Annotated in this window: 20 protein-coding genes; 8 read left to right on the forward strand and 12 right to left on the reverse strand. The window is 72.4% G+C overall.

All coding sequences use genetic code 11. From position 1 onward, the window contains the following. Positions 1–145 precede the first annotated feature (145 nt). The 6 genes from pucL to ACFZA0_RS30850 form a co-directional block, all read right to left on the reverse strand. On the reverse strand, positions 146–1,150 hold the full coding sequence (pucL, locus tag ACFZA0_RS30825; RefSeq protein WP_391023014.1) for a factor-independent urate hydroxylase: 1,005 nt from the start codon (positions 1,148–1,150) through the stop codon (positions 146–148). A 6-nt stretch (positions 1,151–1,156) separates the two neighbouring features. Beyond that, positions 1,157–1,558: a hydroxyisourate hydrolase gene (uraH, locus tag ACFZA0_RS30830; RefSeq protein WP_391023016.1), complete on the reverse strand. Its 402-nt coding sequence runs from the start codon at positions 1,556–1,558 to the stop codon at positions 1,157–1,159. Beyond that, positions 1,555–2,073 (reverse strand): 2-oxo-4-hydroxy-4-carboxy-5-ureidoimidazoline decarboxylase, encoded by a 519-nt coding sequence (gene uraD, locus ACFZA0_RS30835; protein WP_391023018.1) that lies wholly within the window; start codon positions 2,071–2,073, stop codon positions 1,555–1,557. The genes uraH and uraD overlap by 4 nt, the downstream gene beginning before the upstream one ends. 213 nt (positions 2,074–2,286) lie before the next feature. Next, positions 2,287–2,652 (reverse strand): helix-turn-helix domain-containing protein, encoded by a 366-nt coding sequence (locus ACFZA0_RS30840; protein WP_391023020.1) that lies wholly within the window; start codon positions 2,650–2,652, stop codon positions 2,287–2,289. Further along, positions 2,649–2,900: a thiamine-binding protein gene (locus tag ACFZA0_RS30845; protein WP_391023022.1), complete on the reverse strand. Its 252-nt coding sequence runs from the start codon at positions 2,898–2,900 to the stop codon at positions 2,649–2,651. Before ACFZA0_RS30845 ends, ACFZA0_RS30840 begins: the two co-directional genes overlap by 4 nt. A gap of 281 nt (positions 2,901–3,181) precedes the next feature. Continuing rightward, entirely contained in the window at positions 3,182–4,672 is a 1,491-nt protein-coding gene (locus ACFZA0_RS30850) for an acyltransferase family protein (RefSeq protein ID WP_391023216.1), read from the reverse strand. 266 nt (positions 4,673–4,938) lie between these two features. Here ACFZA0_RS30850 and ACFZA0_RS30855 point away from each other — a divergent pair, with 266 nt between their 5' ends. From ACFZA0_RS30855 to ACFZA0_RS30865, 3 genes are all read left to right on the forward strand, one after another. After that, positions 4,939–5,778 (forward strand): TIM barrel protein, encoded by an 840-nt coding sequence (locus tag ACFZA0_RS30855; RefSeq protein ID WP_391023024.1) that lies wholly within the window; start codon positions 4,939–4,941, stop codon positions 5,776–5,778. Between the two features lie 102 nt (positions 5,779–5,880). Next, a complete protein-coding gene (locus ACFZA0_RS30860; RefSeq protein ID WP_391023026.1) occupies positions 5,881–6,828 on the forward strand; it encodes a 2-hydroxy-3-oxopropionate reductase in 948 nt (315 codons plus the stop codon). A gap of 536 nt (positions 6,829–7,364) precedes the next feature. Next, entirely contained in the window at positions 7,365–8,024 is a 660-nt protein-coding gene (locus ACFZA0_RS30865) for a TIGR04222 domain-containing membrane protein (RefSeq protein WP_391023027.1), read from the forward strand. Positions 8,025–8,174: 150 nt separating this feature from the next. Here ACFZA0_RS30865 and gcl read toward each other — a convergent pair whose 3' ends face one another. Continuing rightward, positions 8,175–9,959 carry a glyoxylate carboligase gene (gene gcl / locus ACFZA0_RS30870; RefSeq protein WP_391023029.1) on the reverse strand — a complete coding sequence of 595 codons (1,785 nt, stop codon included), beginning with the start codon at positions 9,957–9,959 and terminating at the stop codon, positions 8,175–8,177. Between the two features lie 264 nt (positions 9,960–10,223). On the opposite strand from gcl, the gene ACFZA0_RS30875 reads away from it, so the two are divergent. After that, the gene (locus ACFZA0_RS30875) at positions 10,224–11,015 is read left to right on the forward strand and encodes a hypothetical protein (RefSeq protein ID WP_391023031.1); all 792 of its coding nucleotides are present in this window, start codon (positions 10,224–10,226) and stop codon (positions 11,013–11,015) included. A 123-nt stretch (positions 11,016–11,138) separates the two neighbouring features. Here ACFZA0_RS30875 and ACFZA0_RS30880 read toward each other — a convergent pair whose 3' ends face one another. Continuing rightward, complete coding sequence (locus ACFZA0_RS30880; RefSeq protein ID WP_391023032.1) at positions 11,139–12,788, reverse strand: AMP-binding protein; 1,650 nt, start codon at positions 12,786–12,788, stop codon at positions 11,139–11,141. Further along, positions 12,785–14,455, reverse strand: a complete 1,671-nt coding sequence (locus tag ACFZA0_RS30885; RefSeq protein WP_391023034.1) for an AMP-binding protein — start codon at positions 14,453–14,455, stop codon at positions 12,785–12,787. Before ACFZA0_RS30885 ends, ACFZA0_RS30880 begins: the two co-directional genes overlap by 4 nt. A gap of 123 nt (positions 14,456–14,578) precedes the next feature. On the opposite strand from ACFZA0_RS30885, the gene ACFZA0_RS30890 reads away from it, so the two are divergent. From ACFZA0_RS30890 to ACFZA0_RS30905, 4 genes are all read left to right on the forward strand, one after another. After that, a complete protein-coding gene (locus ACFZA0_RS30890; RefSeq protein ID WP_391023036.1) occupies positions 14,579–15,436 on the forward strand; it encodes a LuxR C-terminal-related transcriptional regulator in 858 nt (285 codons plus the stop codon). A gap of 332 nt (positions 15,437–15,768) precedes the next feature. Beyond that, positions 15,769–18,573 (forward strand): AAA family ATPase, encoded by a 2,805-nt coding sequence (locus tag ACFZA0_RS30895; RefSeq protein ID WP_391023038.1) that lies wholly within the window; start codon positions 15,769–15,771, stop codon positions 18,571–18,573. Positions 18,574–18,816: 243 nt separating this feature from the next. Further along, positions 18,817–19,605: a trypsin-like serine protease gene (locus tag ACFZA0_RS30900; protein WP_391023040.1), complete on the forward strand. Its 789-nt coding sequence runs from the start codon at positions 18,817–18,819 to the stop codon at positions 19,603–19,605. A gap of 176 nt (positions 19,606–19,781) precedes the next feature. After that, positions 19,782–20,945 carry a CorA family divalent cation transporter gene (locus tag ACFZA0_RS30905; protein WP_391023042.1) on the forward strand — a complete coding sequence of 388 codons (1,164 nt, stop codon included), beginning with the start codon at positions 19,782–19,784 and terminating at the stop codon, positions 20,943–20,945. Between the two features lie 405 nt (positions 20,946–21,350). On the opposite strand, the gene ACFZA0_RS30910 is transcribed toward ACFZA0_RS30905, so the two are convergent. The 3 genes from ACFZA0_RS30910 to ACFZA0_RS30920 form a co-directional block, all read right to left on the reverse strand. Continuing rightward, positions 21,351–21,854 carry an RHS repeat-associated core domain-containing protein gene (locus ACFZA0_RS30910; protein ID WP_391023044.1) on the reverse strand — a complete coding sequence of 168 codons (504 nt, stop codon included), beginning with the start codon at positions 21,852–21,854 and terminating at the stop codon, positions 21,351–21,353. A 782-nt stretch (positions 21,855–22,636) separates the two neighbouring features. Then, the gene (locus tag ACFZA0_RS30915) at positions 22,637–23,233 is read right to left on the reverse strand and encodes a hypothetical protein (RefSeq protein WP_391023046.1); all 597 of its coding nucleotides are present in this window, start codon (positions 23,231–23,233) and stop codon (positions 22,637–22,639) included. A 66-nt stretch (positions 23,234–23,299) separates the two neighbouring features. Continuing rightward, positions 23,300–23,461, reverse strand: coding sequence for a hypothetical protein (locus ACFZA0_RS30920; protein WP_391023048.1), 162 nt, complete (start codon positions 23,459–23,461; stop codon positions 23,300–23,302). Positions 23,462–23,494 lie beyond the last annotated feature (33 nt).

Raw genomic sequence — 23,494 nt, forward strand, 5'->3', positions numbered from 1 at the left:
GATCGTCCTTTTCGCTCTGCGGAGAGGGCACGGCAGGACCCAGGGGATTTGAGTGCCGCGGCCCGGGAGTGCGTCCCGGGCCGCGGGTGCCGAGAAGGGGCGTGAAAAGGGTTCGGCCGCAAAGGAGTTGGCCGGGGTCGTCGGATCAGAGGTTGGTCAGGTCCGCCGGGATGAGCGCCTCGCACCCGTCCCGCAGGACGGTGGCCTCGATCAGGCCGTAGGGGCGGTCGGCGGCGATGTAGACCTCGTTGTCGTTCTTCAGGCCGAACGGTTCGAGGTCGACGAGGAAGTGGTGCTTGTTCGGGAGCGAGAAGCGCACCTCGTCGATCTCCGCCCGGTTCTCGACGATGCGGGCGCCCATCTGGTACAGCGTCTGCTGCAACGAGAGGGAGTACGTCTCGGCGAACGCCTGGAGCATGTGCCGCCGCGTGTGCGCGTAGGACTCCTCCCAGTCGGGCGAATCCTGTGCGTCGTCGGTCCAGTTGAACCGCCAGCGCGCGGAGACCTGGGTGGCGAGTATGCGGTCGTACGCCTCGGGGAGCGTCGTGTACTTGTCCTTGACGTAGCCCCAGAACTCGGAGTCCGTCGTGTTCATCACGACGAGGTCCTTGAGGCCGGAGACGACCTCCCAGGACGTGCCGTCGTAGGTGATCTGAGTGAGCCGCGTCTCCTGGCCCTTCCGGACGAAGGAGTGGCCGGTGCCGTCGACGCCGTTGCCGGCGGCCGGCCCCGAGCCGGCTTCCGGGGCGGCGATCCGCTCCCAGCCGTACTCCTCGATGCGGATGCGTGCCCGGTGGATGGGGTCCTGGCTCGTCACGAAGTGGCGGGCGAGGTGGATGCCGAACTGCTCGGCGGAATCTATGCCTTGCTCCTTGGCGAAGGCGAAGACCGTGTTCTTGGTGGTGTCGGTCGGCAGGACATTGGCGTTCGAGCCGGAGTAGTGGACGTCGTCCATGTCGCCGGAGAGCGCCACCGAGACGTTGAGGTCCTTGACGTGGTGGGTCGAGCCGTCCCGCGTGATCCTGACGACCCGGTTCTCGGCCTTGCCGTACTGGTTCTGGCCCAGCAGCACGGGGCGCCCGGCGGGAGACCCCGCTGCCGGGGCGGCTGCCTGCGCGGCGCCCCGCGGGGCTGTCTGATCAGTGGTCATGGTCTGCTAGCTCCCTCGGTAAACGGAGTAGCCGAACGGGTTGAGCAGCAGCGGTACGTGGTAGTGCTCGCCGGGCTGGACGGCGAAGGTGATCACCACCTCGGGAAAGAACACACCGCTGTCCCGATGCGCGGGGGCGTCCTGCTGCGTCTCGGCTTGCTTCTTCTCGAAGTACGCCTCGACCGCGAAGTCGAGCCGTACGTGGGTGGTTCCCTCCGGCGGTGCCGGCAGGTCCTTGCACCGCCCGTCCGCGTCGGTCTCCGAACCGCCGAGGTCCTGCCAGGCGGCGTCGCCCCCGGTGCGGGCGGCGAGCCGGACGGCGACCGCGGCCGCGGGGCGTCCCACGCTCGTGTCCAGGATGTGCGTGGACACCGAACTGCCCTGCCGGACGGTGGTGCTGGCGTTCATGGTGCGGGTTCCTCCTCGACGAGCCGGGCCAGTCGGATGCGGTTGATCATGCCCAGCTCGCCGCGGACGATCTCCCATTCCCGTTCCGGCGCGTTGCCGAGCCGCTCCTTGAGCGCGTCGCGCATCTGCTCCCCGGTCCGTCCCGTGGCGCAGATCAGGAAGACGTGACCGAACAACTCCTGGTATTCCAGGTTCAGTTCGAGCATCTCCGTCTTCAGCTCGGCGGACGCGCCGGCCATGCCCCGCTGTTCGCGGGCGGAGGCCGGGTCGCCGGGCTTCGGGCGGCCGATCGGGGGGTGCCCGGCGACCGCCTCGCGCAGGTCCGCGACGGCGAGTTCCGCCGTCGCGGCGTCACTCGCCGCGTACAGGTCCTCGGCGGTGGCGTAGGGACGCCCGGCGAGCAGCCGCCGCGCCCACTCCGCCGAGGCGCACGCCTCGTGGAGCGCGGCGAGGACCGTCCGCTTCTCGCCGGTGTTGAGCCGGACGAGTCCCGGGGGCGTGGAAGTCGACGTCACGGGAACCTCCGTGGCCTTGTGCTGAACGGGCTGCGGACAGCTAACGCCCCCGCCCGACAAGGCGTCAACACTTTGTTGAAAATTCCGGGTAACAAACGCTCGTGCCGAACTCGTGCCGCAGACGACGCGCCGGACCGTCGGGCGACGCCGCCGTCCGGCCCTCCCGGACGGCGGCACCCGCGGGCCCCGCGGCGTGCGCGGGACCCGCGCGGGTCAGGTCTTCTCGCGGTTGAGGTAGTTGTACACGGTGAAGCGGCTGACACCGAGCGCCCCCGCCACGGTCTCGACGCCGTGCCGCACCGAGAAGGCGCCGCGCGCCTCCAGCGTCCGTACGACCTCCTGCTTCGCGCGGCGGTCCAGGTCGGCGAGCGGCTTGCCGCGCTTGCGTTCCATCGCCGCGAGGATGTGGTCCAGCGAGTCGGCGAGCTGCGGCAGCCGTACGGCGACGACGTCCTCGCCCTCCCAGGACAGCACCACGTCGTCGGCGCCGGCCTCGTCCGGCGGGACGAGTTCCCCGCCCATCGCGTCCACGAGCGGCTTGACCGCAGCGACGAACGCGTCGTCCGCGGCGCCGGTCATCTGCCGCTCTCTTCCACGACGTTGACCTGGAGGGAGACGCGGGTGGCGCCGGCCTCCAGCGTCCTGCGCAGCAGGGCGTCGACCGCGGTGAGCACCGCGTCGGTGCCTCCCTCGACCGTGTTGCCGAACGGACCCACGTCCACCGCGTCGAGGTCCGCGGCCTCGACGACCTCGCGGGCGACCAGCGCGTGCGCGGGTGCCTCGTCGAGGTCGAAGGGTTCGGTGGTGAACTCCACTCTCAGTCGCACTGTGCCCCCATGGCATCAACACCGCTGCCCCGCGGCCCGTTCCGACGGCACACGGACGCGGGTCCCGGACGGCGACGGACGTCCGGCGTCGTCGCGGTGCCGGAGGGTGCCCGGCGGCCGCGAGACGACCTTAACGGACCCGGGGCGGGTGATCGGCGGCGATGCGCGCCGGGCTGCCGCCGAGGCCGGACGGACGGGCAGCCGGGCGGACGAGACGGGCGAACGGGCTGGCGGGTGGGCGTGACGGGCCGGCGGGCTGGCGGGCCGGCGGGCGTTGGCGGTCAGTTCACCGGTCCGCCGCTCTCGGCACGACCCGCCGCCTCGCCCGCCCCACCGCCCGGCACGGGCTCCCCCGCGTCGGTGGGGGTACGGTCCGCCGCGTCGTTGCCCGGTGCGCCGCCCGGCGTCGGGCCGACCGCGACCGGGGGCGTTCCGCCGACGACGGTGACCGGGTCGCCGGAGCCCGTCACGACGAGGTCGCCGCCCCCCGCGGCCACGGGTGTGCCCGCCGCCAGCACGGCCACCGGCCGCGCGACGCCGCCGTCCCGCTCGGATCCGGCGGCGCGGCCCCTGCTCCTGCTCCGCCGCAGGAACGGCGCCTCGACCAGCACGTACGACAGGAGGGCGAGGGCGACGGTGAGCACGACGGTCGCCGACAGCCGGTCCTTCTGCTGGACACCGAGCGAGGCGAGGAGGCGCACGACGGGATAGTGCCACAGGTACATCCCGTAGCTGAGGTTGCGCCCCGTCCAGGCCAGCGGCGCGAGTCCCAGGACCCGTGACAGCCGGGAGCGGGGCCGCAGTTCGAGCCCCGTGATGAGAGTGGCCGACACGAGGGCGACGCCGAGGAATCCCGCGACGTACCAGAGGGTCGTCCAGGCCCCCAGTTCCCCGGTGACCGGCACCTGCCAGGCGACCAGCGCCAGCAGACCGAGCGCCGGCCACGTCAGCCGGCCGGACCAGGTCCGCAGCCGGGCGAGACGGGGGTCGTCGGCCCGCAGCCGGGCGAGGACGACGGCGACGAGGGCGCCCACGAGCAACTGGTCGGCCCGGGTGTCGGAGCCGTTGTAGATGCGGTGCGCCGCGTCGGGCGCCCACAGCACCCAGCGCCACAGCGTGGGCAGCAGGCAGAGGCCCGCCGCGCACCACAGGACCGTCCGGGCCCGCAGCCGCCGCAGCAACAGCAGCAGGACGAGCGGCCAGAGCAGGTAGAACTGCTCCTCCACGCCCAGCGACCAGGTGTGCGCGAGGGACGTGGTCAGGTCCGAGTACGTGCCGGAGTCACCGGCCCGCACGATGTTCAGCACGAACACGGCCGACAGCCCGGCCGCCTCCCACGCGCGGTGGAAGCCCCACAGGGACGTGGTGAGCGACACGACCGCGGACACCGCGCAGACGACGAGGAGCGCGGGCACCAGCCGCAGCCAGCGTCGCCGGTAGAAGCCGAACAGGTCGAGGCCGCCCGTGCGGGTGTACTCCGCGAGCAGCAGCCGGGTGATGACGAAGCCGCTGAGGGTGAAGAAGATGTCCACCGCGACGGCGCCGCCGGGCATCACGTCCGCGTCGACGTGGTAGACGAGCACGAGCGCGACGGCCAGGGTCCGCAGGCCGTCCAGTGCGTCGACCCGGCCCCGGTGGGCGAGGGCGGACGGGAATCCGCGTCCTCCGCCCGGCCCGGGTCCCGCCGTTCGCCCGCCTGTTCCCGTCCGTGCTGCCGGCGTCTTCGCCGTCCGCGCCTGTGCCGCGCTCGGTGCCCTGCTCGTGGAGGAGATCTCTCTTCACCTGCCGATTGACGTACGGACAAATCGATGCATAGAGCAACAAGCACGGTACAAGCCGATTCTGAGCACGGCCTGAGACCCGGCCGGGGTCCACCCGTTCCGTCCCGCTGCCCCGGACGTCACGATCCACGCCCCGACCTCGGGCCGTTTTGCGTGTCACCCCCTTGACAACCTCGCCGCCCGCTCGGCACTCTTCCGGTGAGCAGAACTTCACTTCCACAATACGGAATTCAAGTACGGGAGGGGGCGCGGCCCTCATGGGATTCGCGGACCAGCGCTTCAACGTCAACCTGTCGATCCTCTTCACCGAGCTCCCGCTCCTGGAGCGCCCGGCGGCCGCCGCCTCGGCGGGCTTCACCGCGGTCGAACTGTGGTGGCCGTGGGTCGACGACCCGGCCCCGGCTGCCGCGGAGCTGAACGCGCTGCGGCACGCGATCGAGGCGGCCGGGGTACGGCTCACCGGCCTGAACCTCTACGCCGGCCGGCTGCCCGGTCCCGACCGGGGCGCGCTGTCCGTGCCCGGTGAGGAGTCGGAGCGGTTCCGTGCCAACGTCGAGGTGGCCGCCGGTTTCGCCGAGTCGCTCGGCTGCCGTGCGCTCAACGCCCTGTACGGCAACCGGGTGGACGGCGCGGACCCTGCCGAGCAGGACGCGCTGGCCCTGGAGAACCTGACGCTCGCAGCCCGCGCCGCCGACCGGATCGGCGCGGTCCTGCTGGTCGAGGCGCTCAACGCACCCGAGTCGCCGCGCTACCCGCTGGTGTCCGCCCCGGCCGCCGTCGAGGTCGTCGACCGCGTCAACGAGGCGACCGGACTGGGCAACACCCGCTTCCTGATGGACCTTTACCACCTGGCCATGAACGGCGAGGACCTCCCCGCGGTGATCGACCGGTACGCCGACCGCACGGGCCACGTGCAGATCGCCGACAGCCCCGGCCGGGGCGCGCCCGGCACCGGCACGCTGCCCCTGGAGGACCTCCTCGACCGGCTTCGCAAGGCGGGTTACGACGGCTGGGTCGGCCTGGAGTACAAGCCGGGCGACCGTCCCAGCGCCGAGTCGTTCGCCTGGCTGCCGCCCGGGGCCCGCGCGGCCGGCTGAGAGCAGCGGCCCGTTCCGGCTCCCCCGCACGACTCCGCGTCCCGACGCGCCTCGACGCGTCCACGCGCCCGCAGACCTGTCAGATCAGAGAGGTAACCCGCCATGAGCACCACGAGCACGCCCTCTTCCGCCGACACGTCCGACGCCCGCCCCTCCGGGTCCGCCGCCCTGCCGCGCGTCGCCTGGATCGGTCTCGGCATCATGGGCTCCCCCATGTCGGAGAACCTGGTGAAGGCGGGCTACGACGTCACCGGACACACCCTGGAACAGGGCAAGTTGGACCGGCTCGCCGCGGCGGGCGGCACCCCGGCCGGCTCGATCGCCGAGGCGGTGCGCGACGCCGACGTGGTGATCACGATGGTGCCGGCGTCGCCCCAGGTGGAGGCGGTGGCCTACGGGCCCGACGGCATCCTGGAGAACGCCCGCCCCGGCACCCTGCTGATCGACATGTCCTCCATCACCCCGCAGACCTCCGTCGACCTGGCACGCAACGCCCGGGACAGGGGCATACGCGTGCTCGACGCCCCGGTGTCGGGCGGGGAGGCCGGGGCCGTCGAGGCGGTGCTGTCCATCATGGTCGGCGGCGAGCAGGCCGACTTCGACGCCGCCCGGCCCCTGTTCGACGCCCTCGGGAAGACGGTGGTGCTGTGCGGGCCGCACGGCTCGGGCCAGACGGTGAAGGCGGCCAACCAGCTCGTCGTCGCCGTCAACATCGAGGCGTGCGCGGAGGCGGTCGTCTTCCTGGAGAAGTCCGGCGTCGACCTCAGGGCCGCCCTCGACGTCCTCGGCGGCGGTCTCGCCGGTTCCACCGTCCTGGCCCGGAAGAAGGACAACTTCCTTGCCCGGGAGTTCACTCCGGGCTTCCGCATCGACCTGCACCACAAGGACATGGGCATCGTCACGGACGCCGCCCGCGCCGTCGGTGCCGTGCTCCCCGTCGGCGCGGTCGTCGCCCAGCTCATCGCGGGGCTGCGCGCCCAGGGCGACGGCGGGCTCGACCACTCGGCCCTCCTGCGGTCCGTGGAGCGGCTGTCCGGCACCGAGGTCTGACCGGCCTCCCCCAAGCCCCGGACCGCGGCGGCGCCGACATCTGTCCTGTCGCGCCCAAGGCGCCGCCGCGGTCCGGCACCACCCTCGCGCGCCCGCGCGAGACCCGAACCAACCGACCGCACGCGCCTGCTGACGACACGTCAGTCGCGCGCGTGCAGTCCGTGACCCCCGGGCGCACCGGCTGAGGGAGCGCCCCGGTGGTCACGGACAGGGCGAGGACCGCGGCGGCCCACGAGCCAGTGCGGTGGTGAAGGACCCGGAGCCCCTTCTCGACCTGAGGGAAGGCCCCCGGAGTCCGTCGTGGCCGCCGCGGTCCCGGCCCGGCGCCTCTCGGGCGCCCGCGCCGCAATGCCCGTCGAGGACTTCCGCAGCCGCCGTACGTCAACGGACGTACGGCGGCTGCGTGTTGCTCAAATCAACCTCTGAACCGGCCGCGCGACGCTTCGGACCCCCGGCACGCCGGGCACAACACCCGCATGCGGGGCCCGCCGGCACGGGGGCGGCGGGCCCCGCCCTTGTTCCGACAGGGGGACGCCGTGGGCGAGACGGGCGAGACGGACGGGGACGGGCGGGCGGACGCGGAGGGCCGGGCACGGGCGGCCGGCGGCGCGGACCCGGACCGCGCGACCGCGCCCGGGATCGCCCCGCACGAGGTCGCCCACCTGCGCGGCGGACCGCGGGCCGCGGTCGTCGTGGCACTGGTCGCCCTGCATCTGCGGGGCGCCGTGAAGGCGGGCCGCGGAGGGACCCTGCGGACCTCGGCCGCGTCGGCGAGCCACGGCGAACACTCGGTGCCGCTGGAGAAGGCCGTCCACGCGGCGCTCTACCGGCCCGCCGGAATGGCGGAGTTGATGGACCGGCCGGGTGTCCGGCGCGCCGTCGCGGAACTGCGTGCCGAGCTGGCCGGGGCGGGGCTGCTGCGGTCCCTGCCGCCCCGCCGCACCCGGGCCGCGCGACGCGCCCTGCGGTCCCTGCGCCGCGCCCACCCGGTGCCCACCGGCGAGGAGCGGTACCAACTGCCCGTGGACGACGTCCTCATGGCGGTGGCCCTGCACGGCAGACGGGCACTGACCGCGCTCGTGCCGCGCTTCACGGACGAGGGAGGTCTCACCGGCCGGGGCGGCCGGTCCGAACGCGACGTGCGGGGCGGCTCGTCGGGCAGCGGCGGCTTCACCGGGTGCGGCGCCTCCTACTGAGGGGCCCCACGCGAAAACGGGCGGTGGGACGGCGGGAGACGTCGCCTCTCCGGCGACAGCTCCACACCGCCCACCGCCCGTCCGGGGCAGCAGCTCAGGTCGCGTCGGGATCGCGGCTCACGCGGGTCCGGACGCGCGCCCCTTCGCCCCTCACCCCTTCAACGTACGTATCGCCGTGGGCGCGTGGGCCGGCTCGGTGGCGAGTTCCTCGAACTCCACGACCGCGCCGATGTCGTTGGTGGTCGACATGGCGATGTTGGTGACCCGTTCCAGGATCGCCTCCACGACGACCGGCACCCTGTGTTCGGCGGCGAGCTTCTTCGCCTGCTCGAAGGCGGCGCCCAGTTCGCCCGGGTCGGTCACCCGGATCGCCCTGCACCCCAGCCCCTCGGCGACCTTGACGTGGTCGACGCCGTAGACGCCCAGTTCGGGCGAGTTGATGTTCTCGAACTCCAGGTTCACCTGGAAGTCGATGTCGAACGCCCGCTGGGCCTGGCGGATGAGGCCGAGGTAGGAGTTGTTCACCAGGACGTGCACGTACGGGATGCGGTGCTGCGCGCCGACCGCGAGTTCCTCGATCATGAACTGGAAGTCGTAGTCCCCGGAGAGGGCGACGACGGTCCCGTCGGGGTCGGCCGTGGCGACACCGAGCGCCGCCGGGATCGTCCAGCCGAGGGGGCCCGCCTGGCCGCAGTTGATCCAGTGCCGGGGCCGGAAGACGTGCAGCATCTGGGCGCCGGCGATCTGCGAGAGGCCGATGGTGGAGACGTACCGGGCCTCCGGGCCGAACGCCTTGTTCATCTCCTCGTAGACGCGCTGGGGCTTGATCGGCACGTCGTCGAAGTGCGTACGGCGCTGGAGCGCGGCCCGCTTCTCCTGCGCGGCGGCGGCCCATCGCGCCCGGTCGGGCAGCCGTCCCGCCTCCTTCAACTCCCTTGCCACCTCGACGAAGAGGGCCAGCGCCGCCTTCGCGTCGGAGGCGATGCCGTAGTCGGGGGCGAAGATGCGGCCGATCTGGGTGGGCTCCACGTCCACGTGCACGAAGGTGCGGCCCGCCGTGTAGACGTCGAGGCGCCCGGTGTGCCGGTTGGCCCAGCGGTTGCCGATGCCGAGGACGAAGTCGGACTCCAGGAAGGTGGCGTTGCCGTAGCGGTGCGAGGTCTGGAGGCCGACCATGCCGGCGTTCAGTTCGTGGTCGTCGGGCAGGGCACCCCAGCCCATGAGGGTGGGCACCACCGGCGTGCCGGTCAACTCGGCGAACTCCACGAGGAGTTCGCAGGCATCGGCGCCGATGACCCCGCCGCCGGCGACGATCAGCGGGCGCTCGGACGCGTTGAGCATCCCGAGCGCCTTCTCGACCTGGGCGCGGGTGGCGACCGGGCGGTGGACCGGCAGCGGTGCGTAGGTGTCGGGGTCGAACTCGATCTCGGTCTGCTGCACGTCCACGGGCAGGTCGATCAGGACGGGTCCCGGCCGCCCCGAGCGCATCAGGTGGAACGCCTGCTGGAAGACGCCGGGCACCTGCCCCGCCTCCAGGACGGTGACCGCCATCTTCGTCACCGGTCCGGCGATCGCGGCGATGTCGACGGCCTGGAAGTCCTCCTTGTGGATCACGGCGGTCGGGGCCTGGCCCGTGATGCAGAGGATCGGCACGGAGTCGCCCGTCGCGGAGTAGAGACCCGTGATCATGTCGGTGCCGGCGGGGCCCGAAGTACCCACGCAGACACCGATGTTGCCGGGTGCGGCGCGGGTGTAGCCCTCCGCCATGTGCGCCGCGCCCTCGACGTGGCGCGCGAGGGTGTGGGCGATGGCGCCGGAGGCCCTGAGCGCGGCGTAGAACGGGTTGATCGCGGCGCCCGGCACACCGAACACGTCGGCGACGCCCTCGCGCCTGAGGATCTCGACTGCCGCGCGGGCAGCGGTCATACGAGCCATGGAGTACTCCTGCTTCGGCTGTCGGCCCCGCACTCCCGTCGCGCCCCGCGGCGAGTGCGGTCACCATGTCGTTCGCGTCTGCGACTTCCGTATTACGGAACCTTTCTTCTGCTATCTGGAAGCAATGTAGGGGCAGCCGCATGGAGCGTCAAGGGAGGGACGCCCTGCGGCGCCGGGGACGAAGACCGTCAACGGCCGGACAGACGTGGCCGGTCGGAGGACGATGGGGACCGTCGGCCCGAAGACGACGCCTTGGAGTGGGCCATGCCCGAGAGCGTGCCGGTGCGCTGCCCGGACTGCCGGCGCACGCACCGCTACACCGCCCCCTCCTACCCGTGCGCGTGCGGCTCCCCCGTGGCGCCCGCGCTGCACCGCGACCTCCCGGCGACTCCCGTCACCCGGCCCGCCTGGGAGGAGCAGTGGATCGTCGTGCGCTGCGGCGCCTGCGGGCGCGGGCACCAGTGGCCGCGCCCCGAACTGGGCTGCCCCTGCGGCACGGTGCTCCGGGTGGCCCTGGTCCCGGCACCGGAGAAGGGCGGCACCGGGGCGGCGGACGACCGCCCGGCCGAGCCCCGCCCCGCCGGAGGCGGTGCCGCCGGCGACCGCCCGCCCGAGGACGCCGGGGCCCGGCCCGCCGAGTACCTCGCCGCACGGCTGCCCGCCGTCGCGCCCGTACGACCCGCCTTCCGGTCCGTCCCGGTGCGCACGGCACGCGACATGATCACCGCGACCGCGCTCTACCTGCGCTGGCTCGGCCTCCGCGACGTCCGCCGCGCCGAGGAGCGGCCCGCCCCGGGCGTCGCCCTCACCGCCGGTGACCTGCTGGCGCAGGTGGACCCGTCGATCGGCCCGGCCCCGCTGCGGGACGTGGAGTGCGTCTGGCTCACGGCGCTGGCCCGCTCGGCGCGGTGCGCGTACTTCTCCCTGGCCGGGTACACCGACGACGCCCGCTCACGCGCCGACAGCCTCGGCGTCCCGCTCTACGTGCTCGACCCGGCGGGCGCTCCGCAGCCCGTGAACGGGGCGGCGGAGGAACTGCACACGACGCAGGCGTGACGGGAGGGGACGGGGCCCGGCGCTCCGCTCCGCGCGCGACACGAGCCCACGCGACGCGCGACACCACGAACTCCCCTGCTTATCAAGGGACTCGGGCGTCCGGACGGCCGAACTCCCCTCCCCTCAGTCCCCGTACGTCTCCCTCAGCTCGATCTTGCGCACCTTGCCCGACACGGTCATCGGGAACGCGTCGAGGAGCGCGAGCCGCGTCGGGATCTTGTAGTGGGCCAACTGCCCGTCGCAGAAGGCCCGGACCTCCTCCAGCGTCGGCGGGTCGGCCGGGTCGCGCGCGATCACGCAGGCCAGCACCTCCTCGCCGTACCGCTCGTGCGGGACGCCGACCACCTGAACGTCGGCGACTTTGGAGTGCCCGTAGAGGAACTCCTCGATCTCGCGCGGGTAGATGTTCTCGCCACCCCGGATGATCATGTCCTTGATGCGGCCGACGATCTCCACGTAGCCGTCCTCGCGCATCATCGCCAGGTCGCCGGTGTGCATCCAGCGGCCCGCGTCCACGGACTCGGCGGTCTTCCCGGGCTCGTCCCAGTAGCCGAGCATGACGCTGTAGCCGCGGGTGCGCAGTTCGCCCGACTCGCCGCGCGGCAGGGTCGTGCCGTCGACGGGGTCGACGACCTTCACCTCGATGTGCGGCAGGACGCGGCCGACGGTCCCGGTGCGGTGCTCCAGGTCGTCGTCCCGGCGGGTCTGGAGGGACACCGGGGACGTCTCGGTCATGCCGTAGCAGATGGAGACCTCGGCCATGTGCATCTCGCCGACCACCCGCTTCATCACCTCGACCGGGCACGGCGATCCGGCCATGATCCCGGTGCGCAGGGAATCGAGGTCGTAGGCCGCGAAGTCGGGCAGGTCGAGCTCCGCGATGAACATCGTCGGGACGCCGTACAGCGAGGTGCAGCGCTCCTGCTGGACCGCCGCGAGCGTCGCCGCCGGGTCGAAGGAGGGCGCCGGGATCACGATGCAGGCACCGTGCGACGTGGCGCCCAGATTGCCCATCACCATGCCGAAGCAGTGATAGAACGGCACCGGCAGACAGACCCGGTCGTGCTCGGTGTAGCCGACCGTACGGCCCACCCAGAAGCCGTTGTTGAGGATGTTGTGGTGCGAGAGCGTGGCGCCCTTGGGGAAGCCGGTCGTGCCCGACGTGTACTGGATGTTGATCGGGTCGTCGCAGCTCAACTGACGTGCCAGGGACGCCGGTCGGTCCGCCGGCACCGACGCGCCCGCCGCCGTGAGGGCGTCCCACGAGGGGTCGCCGATGTAGACGGTCTCGCGCAGTCGCGGGCACTTGGCGCGGACCTGGTCCACCAGGGCCCGGTAGTCGCTCCCCCTGTGCGCGGGGGTGGCGACCAGCAGGGAGATGCCGGCCTGCCGCAGGACGAACTCCAACTCGTGCGCCCGGTATGCCGGGTTGATGTTCACCATGACGACACCGATGCGGGCGGTCGCGTACTGCACCAGTACCCACTCGGGGCAGTTGACCGCCCAGATGCCCACCCGGTCGCCCTTGCCGAGCCCCTTGGCGAGCAGGCCGCGCGCCACCTCGTCGACGGCGGTGCCGAACTCGGCGTACGTCCACCGCCGTCCGGACGGCACGTCCACGAGTGCCTCGCGCTCGGGGAAGGCGGCGATCACCCGGTCGAGGTTGGCGCCGATGGTGTCGCCGAGCAGCGGCGTGGTGCTGGTCCCGTGGGCGTACGAGAGGGCAACGGGTGTGCCCGGCCCGTCCGTTGTTCCGTTGCCGTTCTCCGTCACCGGAAGTCCTCCTCGCGGTACTCCCGGGCGGAGCCCCGGGCGGTCGCCTCGCGCAGTTCGATGCGGCGGATCTTGCCGGAGACCGTCTTGGGAAGTTCGCCGAACTCCAGCCGGCGCAGCCGCTTGTAGGGCGCGAGGACCTCGCGGGAGTGCTCGAACAGCACCTTCGCGGTGTCGGGTCCGGGCTCCCAGCCCTCGGCCAGGACGATGTACGCCTTCGGCACGGCCAGGCGCAGTTGGTCCGGCGCGGGCACCACCGCGGCCTCGGCGACGGCCTCGTGCTCCAGCAGCGCGCTCTCCAGCTCGAACGGACTGATCTTGTAGTCGGACGCCTTGAAGACGTCGTCGCTCCGGCCCACGTACGTGATGTAGCCGTCCGCGTCGCGCGAGCCGATGTCGCCGGTCCGGTAGTAGCCCCCGGCCATCACCTGCGCCGTGCGGTCGGCGTCGCCGTGGTAGCCGGTCATCAGGCCGACCGGGCGGGTGGACAGGTCGAGCGCGATCTCGCCCTCGTCGGCGCCGGGGGCGCCGGAGACCGGGTCGAGGAGTTCGACGCGGTAGCCCGGGGTGGGGCGGCCCATCGAGCCCGTCTTCAGGCGCTGGCCCGGGGAGTTGGCGACCTGCACGGCGGTCTCGGTCTGCCCGAAGCCGTCCCGCACGGTGAGGCCCCAGCCCCGCCGGACCTGCTCGATGACCTCGGGGTTCAGCGGTTCGCCCGCCGCCAGCGCCTCGCGGGGCGGGGTGCGCAGCGCGGTCAGGTCGGCCTGGATGAGCATCCGCCACACGGTCGGCGGCGCGCAGAACGTGCTCACCCCCGCGCGGTCCATCTCGGCCATCAGGCGGGCCGGGTCGAAGCGCGTGTAGTTGTGGATGAAGACGGTCGCCTCGGCGTTCCAGGGGGCGAACAGGTTCGACCAGGCGTGCTTGGCCCATCCGGGTGACGAGATGTTCAGGTGGACGTCGCCGGGGCGCAGGCCGATCCAGTACATCGTCGCGAGGTGCCCGACCGGATACGAGATGTGGGTGTGCTCGACCAGCTTGGGCCGGGCGGTCGTGCCGGACGTGAAGTAGAGCATCAGCGGGTCGTCGGCGAGGGTCGGCCCGTCGGGCGTGAAGCCCGCCGGAGCGGCGTACGCGTCCTCGTAGCGCTGCCAGCCGGGGACGTGGCCGCCGACGGCGGTACGCGTGTAGGTGCCGGGCACCCCGGTGAACTTCGCGGCGTCACCGGCCCGTGCGATCACGTGCCGCACCCGGCCGCGCTCGACGCGGTCCCGCAGGTCGGCGGTGCCGAGCAGCGGAGTGGCGGGGATGACCACGGCCCGCAGCTTCATGGCCGCCAGCGCCGTCTCCCACAGCTCGACCTGGTTGCCGAGCATCACGAGGACGCGGTCCTCGGGGCCGACGCCGCGCTCGCGCAGCCAGTTCGCGGCCCGGTCGGAGCGTTCGGACATCTGGGCGAACGACACCCGGGTCTCGGTGCCGTCCTCCTCGACGATGTGCAGGGCGGTGCGGTCGTTGTCCCGCGCGATCTCGTCGAACCAGTCCAGCGCCCAGTTGAAGTGCGTGGGGCGGGGCCACTCGAAGCCCGCGTAGGCGGTGGCGTAGTCCTCGCGGTGCTCCAGCAGGAAGTCCCGTGCCCTGCGGAAGAGATCCGTCGCCGTCGTCATCTGTCCTCCTCGGTGCCGGACCATTGCCGCGGCTCCCGCCCATCGTGTAATCCGTGACGCGGGTCTCACTACCCCCGAACGGGGGTGAGCTCCTGGGAAATGCCGCGAGGAAGGGGCGAACGGGTGGCAGCAGACGGAGCCGGAACGGTCGAGATCCGGGGTGCGCTGGCGGCGCTGCGCCGCGCCACGGGGCTGCCGGTCGCCTTCGGCGGGCTGGTGGAGTCGGGACGCGGGCAGGTGCGGATCAGCGAGCTGAGCGGCACCTCGACCCGCGCGCTGAGCGCGCTCGCGGTGTCCTCGGGCACCGGGCTCGGCGGCCGGGCGATAGTGCTCGCGCGGCCCTGCGCGGTGACCGACTACTCGGCCTCGCGCCGCATCAGCCACGAGTACGACGCGGCCGTGACCGCCGAGGGGCTGCGTTCCGTCCTGGCGGTGCCGGTCGTGGTGCACCGCAGGGTGCACGGCGTGCTCTACGCCGCGCTGCGCACCGCGCAGCCGCTCGGCGACCGTACGCTCGGCGCGGCGGTGGAGGCGGCACGGGAGGTGTCGCGCTCCCTGGCCGCGCGGGACGAGGCCCGCGGCCTGCTCGCCGCGACCCGCACGCAACCGCCGCGCGACAGCGCGCCGTCGGCGGAGGACGGCGGCGCCCGGGAACGGGTCAGGGAGGCGCACGCGGCGCTGCGTGCGCTCGCCCCGCGCATCGAGGACCCGGAGCTGCGGCACGAACTCCTGGAGGTCTGCCGCAGGTTGACGGCGCCGGGCACGGAGTCCCCGCTCGCGGGGCCGAGTTGCCTGGCGCCCCGCGAGGTGGACGTCCTGGCGTGCGTGGCGGCCGGCGCGACCAACGCGGCGACGGCGGAACGGCTGGGCCTCGGCGCGGAGACGGTGAAGGGCTACCTGCGGTCGGCGATGCGCCGGCTGGGCGCCCACACCCGCGGCGAGGCGGTGGCGGCCGCCCGCAGGGCGGGGCTGCTGCCGTGAGGCAAAGGGCACGGAAAGAGCTCGAAAAGCGGCACCCGCACGCCTGCCCTCTCGCGAACGGGACGGCCACGTAAGACACTTGGCGCAGAACGCTCCGCCCGGCAGTACTCCCCGTCCCCCCGCACCCCCGCCCCCGGACGCCCCAGGACCGCTCACGCCCCCGCGACGGTCCCCCGAACCCGCCGCCCGCCACACCGTCGCCCCCGGTCACGTGCCCCTCCACGCCGGGCGCCCCTGTTATTTCCCTCACCACCCATCACCACCCGGTCCGTCCCGAATTCAAGGCCCCGTTCCCTAGAATTTGGCCCGGACACGACATAGGAGGGGGTGCGGTGACCGTGCGACAGGACTTCACGGAGCCTGCCAGACGCCGCCCCGACCCGGTTATCGGCCGGGAGGCACCGCTCGCCGGCGCCCGGGACCAACTCACCCGTGGCGGGAGCGTGTTGCTGCACGGACCCGCCGGAATCGGCAAGTCGACAGTGCTGCGCGCGCTGGCCGCCGAGTTCACGACGCCGACGGCGACCGTGCTGCGCTGTTCGGCCACCGAGTCGGAGTCCCACCTCCCCTTCCTCGCCCTCGCCGACCTCCTCGGCCTGGTCCTCGACGACGTCGCGGCCAAGCTGCCCGACGCCCAGCGCACCGCGCTGGAGTCCGCGCTCACCGGCGGACGCGGCGAGAACAGCCTGGGACGCGACGGCCTCGCCCTGCGGCTGGCGGTGCTGTCGGTACTGCGGGCACTCGCGGCCGACGGGCCCGTCCTCGTCGTGGCCGACGACCTCCAGTGGCTGGATCCGGCGAGCGCGGAACTCCTCGGCTTCGCCGCCCGCCGCCTGGGCGACACCCCCGTACGACTGCTGTGCGCGGTACGCACCGAGGGCACCGAGGGCCAGGAGTACGACCGTTACCTGAACGCGTCGCCGCCCGACACGCTCGCCGTGCGGCTCGGCCCGCTCACCCGCGACCAGGTCGCCGACCTGCTGCTCCAGCGCGGGTACACGGGGCTGCCCCGCTCCACGGTCCGGGACATCCACACCACCAGCGCCGGCAACCCGCTGTTCGCGCTCGAACTGGGCCGGGCGCTCGCCGAGAGCGCCACTCCCCCGCGGCCCGGCGAACCGCTGCCCGTGCCGACCTCGCTGCGCGCCCTGGTGCTGAACCGCCTCGACCTGCTGCCCGCCGAGGCCCGGCGCACGCTCCTGGTGGCCAGTGCCGGGGCACGGCCGACCCTGGCGCTGCTGCACGCGGCCGGACGCGACGACGCCGAGGCCGAGACGGGCCGGGCGGCGGCGCTCGGCCTGCTGGCCACCGAACCGGAGGGACCGGCCGTACGGTTCGCGCACCCGCTCATCTCGGCGGCCCTGTACGCGGAGGCACCCGCGCCCGAACGGCGGGCGGCGCACGCCGCGTTGTCCACGGCGGCCGGCGATCCGATCGAACGCGCCCGGCACCTGGCGCTCTCGGCCACCGGGACCGACCCCGACGTCGCCGCGCGCCTCTCGGAGGCCGCGGCGCTCGCACGGGACCGCGGGGCCCCGTCGGTGGCCGCGTCCCTCGGTCTGCTCGCCGCCCGCCACACCCCGCCCGACAGCACTCCCGGACCCGACAACAGGCGGCTGCGGGCGGCCGAGGACGCCATCACCGCGGGCGAGTTGGACCTCGCGCGGGACGTGGCGCGCGACGTGCTGACCCGGGCGACGGTGCCCGCCGACCGGGTCCGCGCCTGGACCGTGGTGATCGACACCGCCGGGCAGGCCATCACCGAGGTCGACGCGGCCTTCCCGCAGGCGCTGGCCGACGCGGGCGACGATCCGGGCCTGTTGGCACAGGTCCACTACCAACTCGCCTGGCGCGCGCTCATCGTGGCGGGCGACGTGGCCAAGGCCCGTGCGGAGGGCGCCCATTCGGCGGAACTGGCGGCCCGGGCGGGCGACCGGCGCACCGAGCTGATGGCCCTCTCGTTCCAGGCGCAGGCCGAGACCCTCACCGGGCACCCGAACGCGCCCGAGACCATCCGCCGGGCGTTGCAGGAGCCGCAGGACCCGTGGGTGGCGTGCCACCACAACGGCGCCCGCTCGGCCCGCTTCCGCTGGCTGATCATGAGCGACCGGCTCCCCGAGGCGCGGACGACGATCACCGCGCTGCTGGGCGAGGTGCGGCGGCGCGGTTCGGTGGAGAGCGAGGTGCACTTCCTGCGGGGCCTGGCGGAAACGGAGTTGAGGTCCGGCCACTGCGGACGCGCGCTCGACCTCGCGGGCGAGGGCCTGCGGCTGGCCCGCGACTCGGGCATCGGCGAGGTCGCCTCCGCGATGCTGACCTCCCTCGCGGAGGCCTCGGGCGGCGACGTGGAACGGGCGCTGATGCTGGCCCGGGAGGCGGCGGAGAACGCGGACCGCGACGGCGACCAGATGTACCTGTCGCGCGCCCTGGGCGCCCTCGGCTACGCGCGTCTGGTCGCCGGGGACGCCCAGGGCGCGGTGCGGTCCCTGCGCCGCACACGGGAGTTGGAGGCGGGGCTCGGCATCACCGACCCGGCGCGCGGGCGCTGGCACGGAGACCTCGCCGAGGCACTGGTGCTGGCCGGCGAACCGGCCGAGGCGCAGTCCCTGATCGACGTGACCCGGGTGCACGCGCTGCGGCTCTCCCGCGAGAGCGTCCTCGCGGCGCTGGACAGGGCCGAGGCACTGGCGCGGGCGGCACGCGGCGACGTGGACTCCGCGGCCGTGCGGCTGACGGCGGTCCGGGACCGGTTCGCGCGGCTCGGCTACGGGCTGGAGGAGGCCCGCACGGCCTTCGCCCTGGCCTCGCTGCGCCCCGAGCGGCCCGGCGCGTACGACGCCGCGGCCCGGCTGTTCCGCCGCTGCCGCGCGTTGCCCTGGCTGGCCAGGGTCGAGGCGGCCGAGGCGGCCCGTCCGGTACGGCCGGCGCTGACCCCGGCGGTCCTGGAGGGACTCGCGGCGATGGAACGCCAGGTCGCGGGGCTCGTCATGGAGGGCGCGACCAACCGGGAGATCGCGGCGCGGCTGTTCATCAGCGTCAAGACGGTGGAGGCGACCCTCACCCGCGTCTACCGCAAGCTCGGCATCCGTTCACGGGTGGACATCGTCCGGCTGGCGGCGGGGCGGCGCGCACCGTGAGCCCCACTTGGGTTTACTGAGGGGCGACCGAGGGTTTTCCCTGCCCAACTCCCCTAGGGGGTTCCCTCCTTGGGATGGGGCCGTGCCGCGTTCTAGCGTAGGGGCGTGCCGCTCACCCGGGCACACGGGGTCGGTCTCTTCGCCGCTCACGGGCTTCGTCCGAGGATCCGAGGAGGAGTGCCGGCTCCGCGTGCGCACCCCCACCCGAGTGAGGCCCCCACCGGCATGTAATCAAGGAGACTGATGTTCGGGCTCAACCGTGCCAGCAGGTCCGCGGTGACGATGGCGGCCGCCACCGTCACCGCGGCCACGCTGCTGGCATCGCCCGCGGTGGCCGCCGTTCCCCGACCCGTCGTGGGCGGCGCCACCACCTCGACGTCCGCGTATCCGTTCATGATGCAGATCACCGACGCCCGGGGCGGCCAGTTCTGCGGCGGCAGCCTCGTCGCGGCGAGAAAGGTCGTGACGGCGGCGCACTGCATGACCGGCGAGACGCCGCGGAGCATCCGCGTCGTCGGCGGCCGGACCTACCTCAACGGCACGAACGGCACCGTCGCCCGGGTCAGCCGGATCTGGGTCGACCCCGGCTACCGGACCGCCTCGCGCGGCGACGACGTCGCGGTACTGACCCTCGCGCGGCCGATGCCGTACAGGCCGGTGCCGTTCGTCTCCGCCGCCGACACCGACGTGTACACGGCGGGCACCACGGCCCGCGTCCTGGGCTGGGGCGCCACGAACGCCAACGGCCCCTCCGCCAACCAGCTGCACACCGCGACGGTCCCGGTCGTGTCCGACGCGAGTTGCAGGAATTCGTACGGCTCCGACTACGTCGCGAGCGACATGGTGTGCGCCGGGTACTCCTCCGGCGGCGTCGACACCTGCCAGGGCGACAGCGGCGGCCCCCTGCTCGTCAGGGGCGTCCTGGCAGGGATCACCTCGTGGGGCGAGGGCTGCGCGGAGGCGGACCACCCGGGCGTCTACACCCGGCTGGCCACCTTCTCCGACCTGGTTGCCGCCCAGGTCGGGTCGTAGCCCGGCCCCCGAACCCCCAAGGCCGGGGGGCGTTGCGAGCCACCACGAGAGGCCCGCAGCGCCCCCTCTCCACACCCGCGCGGCCCGCACGCGCGGCGGGAGCGCCCCGTATACCCTGGCCGGTGATCACCGCACCGAGGTGGTCGCCGTCACTGGGTCCACCGGGAGGCCGCGCGATGCCGGAGCGACGTCAACGCCCCGCCGCCAGGCAGTCACGCACGTCCGGCTGGCGCCGCGCCCTGAACCCTCCGCAGCCGCCGGCCGCGCCCCCGTCCGGGCAGCCCCCGGAGAGCACCTCGGAGCAGACGCTCGTGGAGACCGGCAGCGTCGTGCAGTCTGCGGTGTACCGCGACGGCGTGCGCGTCTCCTCCCCCGGCTCCCTCGCGGAGACGTACACCGAACTGCACCAGCAGCCCGGCGGCATGGCGTGGATCGGCCTCGCCCGCCCCACCGGTGACGAACTCCTTTCCCTGGCGGCCGAGTTCGACCTGCATCCCCTCGCCGTCGAGGACGCCATGGAGGCGCACCAGCGGCCGAAACTGGAACGCTACGGCGACACCCTGTTCGTCGTGCTGCGCGCCGCCCGGTACCTGGACGCCTCCGAGGAGGTCGACTTCGGCGAGCTGCACGTCTTCGTCGGTCCGGACTTCCTGATCACCGTGCGGCACGGCGCGGCCCCGGACCTGACGGCGGTACGGCGGCGCATGGAGGCGGCACCGGAACTCCTGGCCCTCGGCCCCGAGGCCGTCCTGTACGCGGTCCTCGACTCCGTCGTCGACGGCTACGCGCCGGTCGTCGCGGGCGTGCAGAACGACATCGACGAGATCGAGACGGAGGTGTTCGGCGGCGACCCCGCGGTGTCCCGCCGCATCTACGAACTCTCCCGCGAAATGGTCGAGTTCCAGCGCGCGACCCGCCCCCTGGTCGGCATGCTGCACGGCCTGATCGCGGGCTTCGCGAAGTACGGCACGGACGACGAACTCCAGCGCTACCTCCGCGACGTCGCCGACCACGTCACCCACACCAGCGAACGCGTCGACGGCTTCCGCCAGGCCCTCGCGGACATCCTGACGGTGAACGCCACCCTGGTCACCCAGGAGCAGAACGCGGAGATGCGCGCACTGGCGGAGGCGGGCTTCGAACAGAACGAGGAGATCAAGAAGATCTCGTCCTGGGCGGCCATCCTCTTCGCCCCGACGCTGGTCGGGACGATCTACGGGATGAACTTCACGCACATGCCGGAGTTGCACTGGGTGCTCGGATACCCCTTCGCCATCGCCCTGATGGCGGTCGTGTGCACCAGCCTGTACTTCATCTTCAAACGCCGGGACTGGCTCTGAGCAACCGGTCGACGAGGGCCTGCGCCAGGGCCTCTCGTAAGCCGAGGCAGTCATCGGAAGGCCCGCCCAAGGCCATCGAGGTCGCCGTCGACGCACGTCTCGTGACTTCCAGAGTGCTCCGGGAGCACGAGTACGGCGACGGCCACGGACGATGAACGCGTGGTGGCGACTTTTCGGCGCCCCGCGCCCTTGAGGGCGGAACAGGAAAAACCTGTTCCGCCCTCAAGGATCACACAAGCAGGCTGAATATCAGGCTCCCCCCCATCAAAACCATTGCAGTGACAGTAGCGGCGCACCATTTTTTCCACTCGTCACTTCCCCGTGCGGCGCGAACCGCAAGCAGAAGAAAGACGAAAAAGGCTGCTGCTGATCCAGCCAGTAGCGCGTAGGCCAGTTTTTGCATGCTCAACAGTTCTCCGAGAAGAGGCAGGCGGCACCCTCAACGAACAGGGCTATCCCGATGGCTGCCCCTACTCCAGCTGCGACTCCCACGATCACTGGCGACGTGGCAATGAGGCCGACCACACCCGCAACCATGCCGATTGCACCGAGAGCGAAGTTGACGTATTCCAGTGCACTGTTGGAAGTTCCGGTGGGATCCATGCGATTGATGGGGTCGCCTGCGGCGTAGAGGTAGGCGTTGGTTTCCTTGCCTGACGGGTCGACCTGGGTGAAGCGGTTGGTGGTGCGGTCGTAGGAGCGGGCGCCCATTTTGTAGAGGCCGCTGGTGTCGAGGTAGGCGCCGGTGTAGCCGAAGGGCTGGGCCACCGTGGTGGTGGCGCCGGGGCGGACGGTGCCGGTGGGGCCGTAGTCCGCGGTGTTCTCGACGGTGCCGGTGGGGCTGGTGACGGTCGAGGGGGCGCCCTGGATGCTGGTGGTGTAGTAGTGGGCGGCCCCGTCGGTGGTCATACCGATCAGGCTTCCCGCCGGGTCGCGGACAATTCCCTTGCTGACACCGTCCGTTGTCGTGGCCGAGATCCCCAGCGGGGTTGTAGGCGTAGGTGGTCAGACCGCTGTCGGAGCAGAAGTCGGCGGAGCCGGAGTAGCCGGTGAGGTTGCCTGCCTTGTCGTAGCAGACAGCCAGGAAGCGGCCTGCTCATCGAGCTGTGCAACACCCGTTACACCGCCACCCCGCTGCAGGCCGACTACGCCCTCGCCATGACTGCCTACGACCGCACCGCGGTCGAACTCACCGACCTCACCGACAGTTCTCTCGGACCCGACAGCTCATGTTGCCTCTATCGCGAACCTTCTCTGCGCTTTTTGATGCGCAAGCCCAGAGGGACAATGGAGCACCCGACTACCGCCAGAGCCGCCAGGAACCAACCAACGGGCTTGCCTCGCGCGATCTCGAATATGCCGAGACCCAAGATCAAAACGCCCAGAATGAGAGTGAGTGCAGCATTTCTGTGGATTGCCGAATCGGATCCATAAACTCGTCGACCGTATTTACTCACAGCGATTCCCGAGCCTTTCTTAAGTTATTTGGTGTCAAGCAGTCACTGTCGAACTCCGCGCGCGTTGCTCGTAATCATCTTCCGCTGAGGCACCTACCCAGCAAAGCGTGAAGGCGGAACGCGAGGTCGGAAAGGCATGTGCGGTCGCCGGGTACTCGTGGGCGGCAGTTACCCGTTCGGCATGACGCCGGGTGGCGTCGTCGTTTCTGTGGCCCCGTGCTCCTCAGGTCGCCCTCAGACGACCAGGGCCGCCACTGCGACCGCCGCGAACCAGACACCGGCCAACAGGAGCGGGCTGAGCAGCAGGAGGAGTGCCGCGCCGAAGACCAGCCATCCCGTCGTGCCACGACCGACTTGGGCATTTTCGGGGTCCGCGGGGTTGTACGTGATTTCGGCCCGCTCCGCGCCACCGTCCGGGCTCGTGAGTTCGCGTGGTTCGCCCTGGTTGTCGATGTATGCGTACGTGTACCGCTTGTCGCCGTTGTGCCAGTGGGACTGCTGCAGCCGTCCCTCCACCGTGATTCCCCGGGTACGCATTGCCCAGGCCTCCCGGACCATCTTCCACCCGATGTGAACACCGAACACCCCGCCGCCGATCGCCTCAGGAGCCGCTGCCCACAGCAGCACCGGGACCACCCCGGCGCGTGTGACCACCAGCAGGACGAACACCAGCGCGTAGGCGCCCCCCAGGCCCCACCACAGCTGTCGGACCCGGTTCGGCCTCGCCCGCTCCAGTGGTGCCTCGGTCACCAGGCCGGCCCCGTCCAGCCGCGGCTCGTCGGCATCCCGTACGGGCAGTGCACGCCGGACGGCCTGCGCGAACTCGTCCACGGCGTGGGCGCTGCGACACCTGAGGTGGTAGGCCACGGGCTCGTCGCCCGTCAGTACGACGGCCAGTCATCGGCCCCGGGGGCCGTAGACGTCGATCCGTTCGATCGCCGCCACGGGTATCCGGCGCTCCACGCCGTCCTCCGCCAGCAGCAGCACCCCGTCCCGCAGGCGGAGGAACGCACGGCGTCTGCCGTGCAGTATCAGCGAGGACGTCTCTGTTGAGGTCACGCGGGCACATTAAGCGAGCCCAGGAGTTGTCCC

It is taken from the genome of Streptomyces sp. NPDC008150, from assembly GCF_042956945.1.
Taxonomy (GTDB): Bacteria; Actinomycetota; Actinomycetes; order Streptomycetales; family Streptomycetaceae; genus Streptomyces.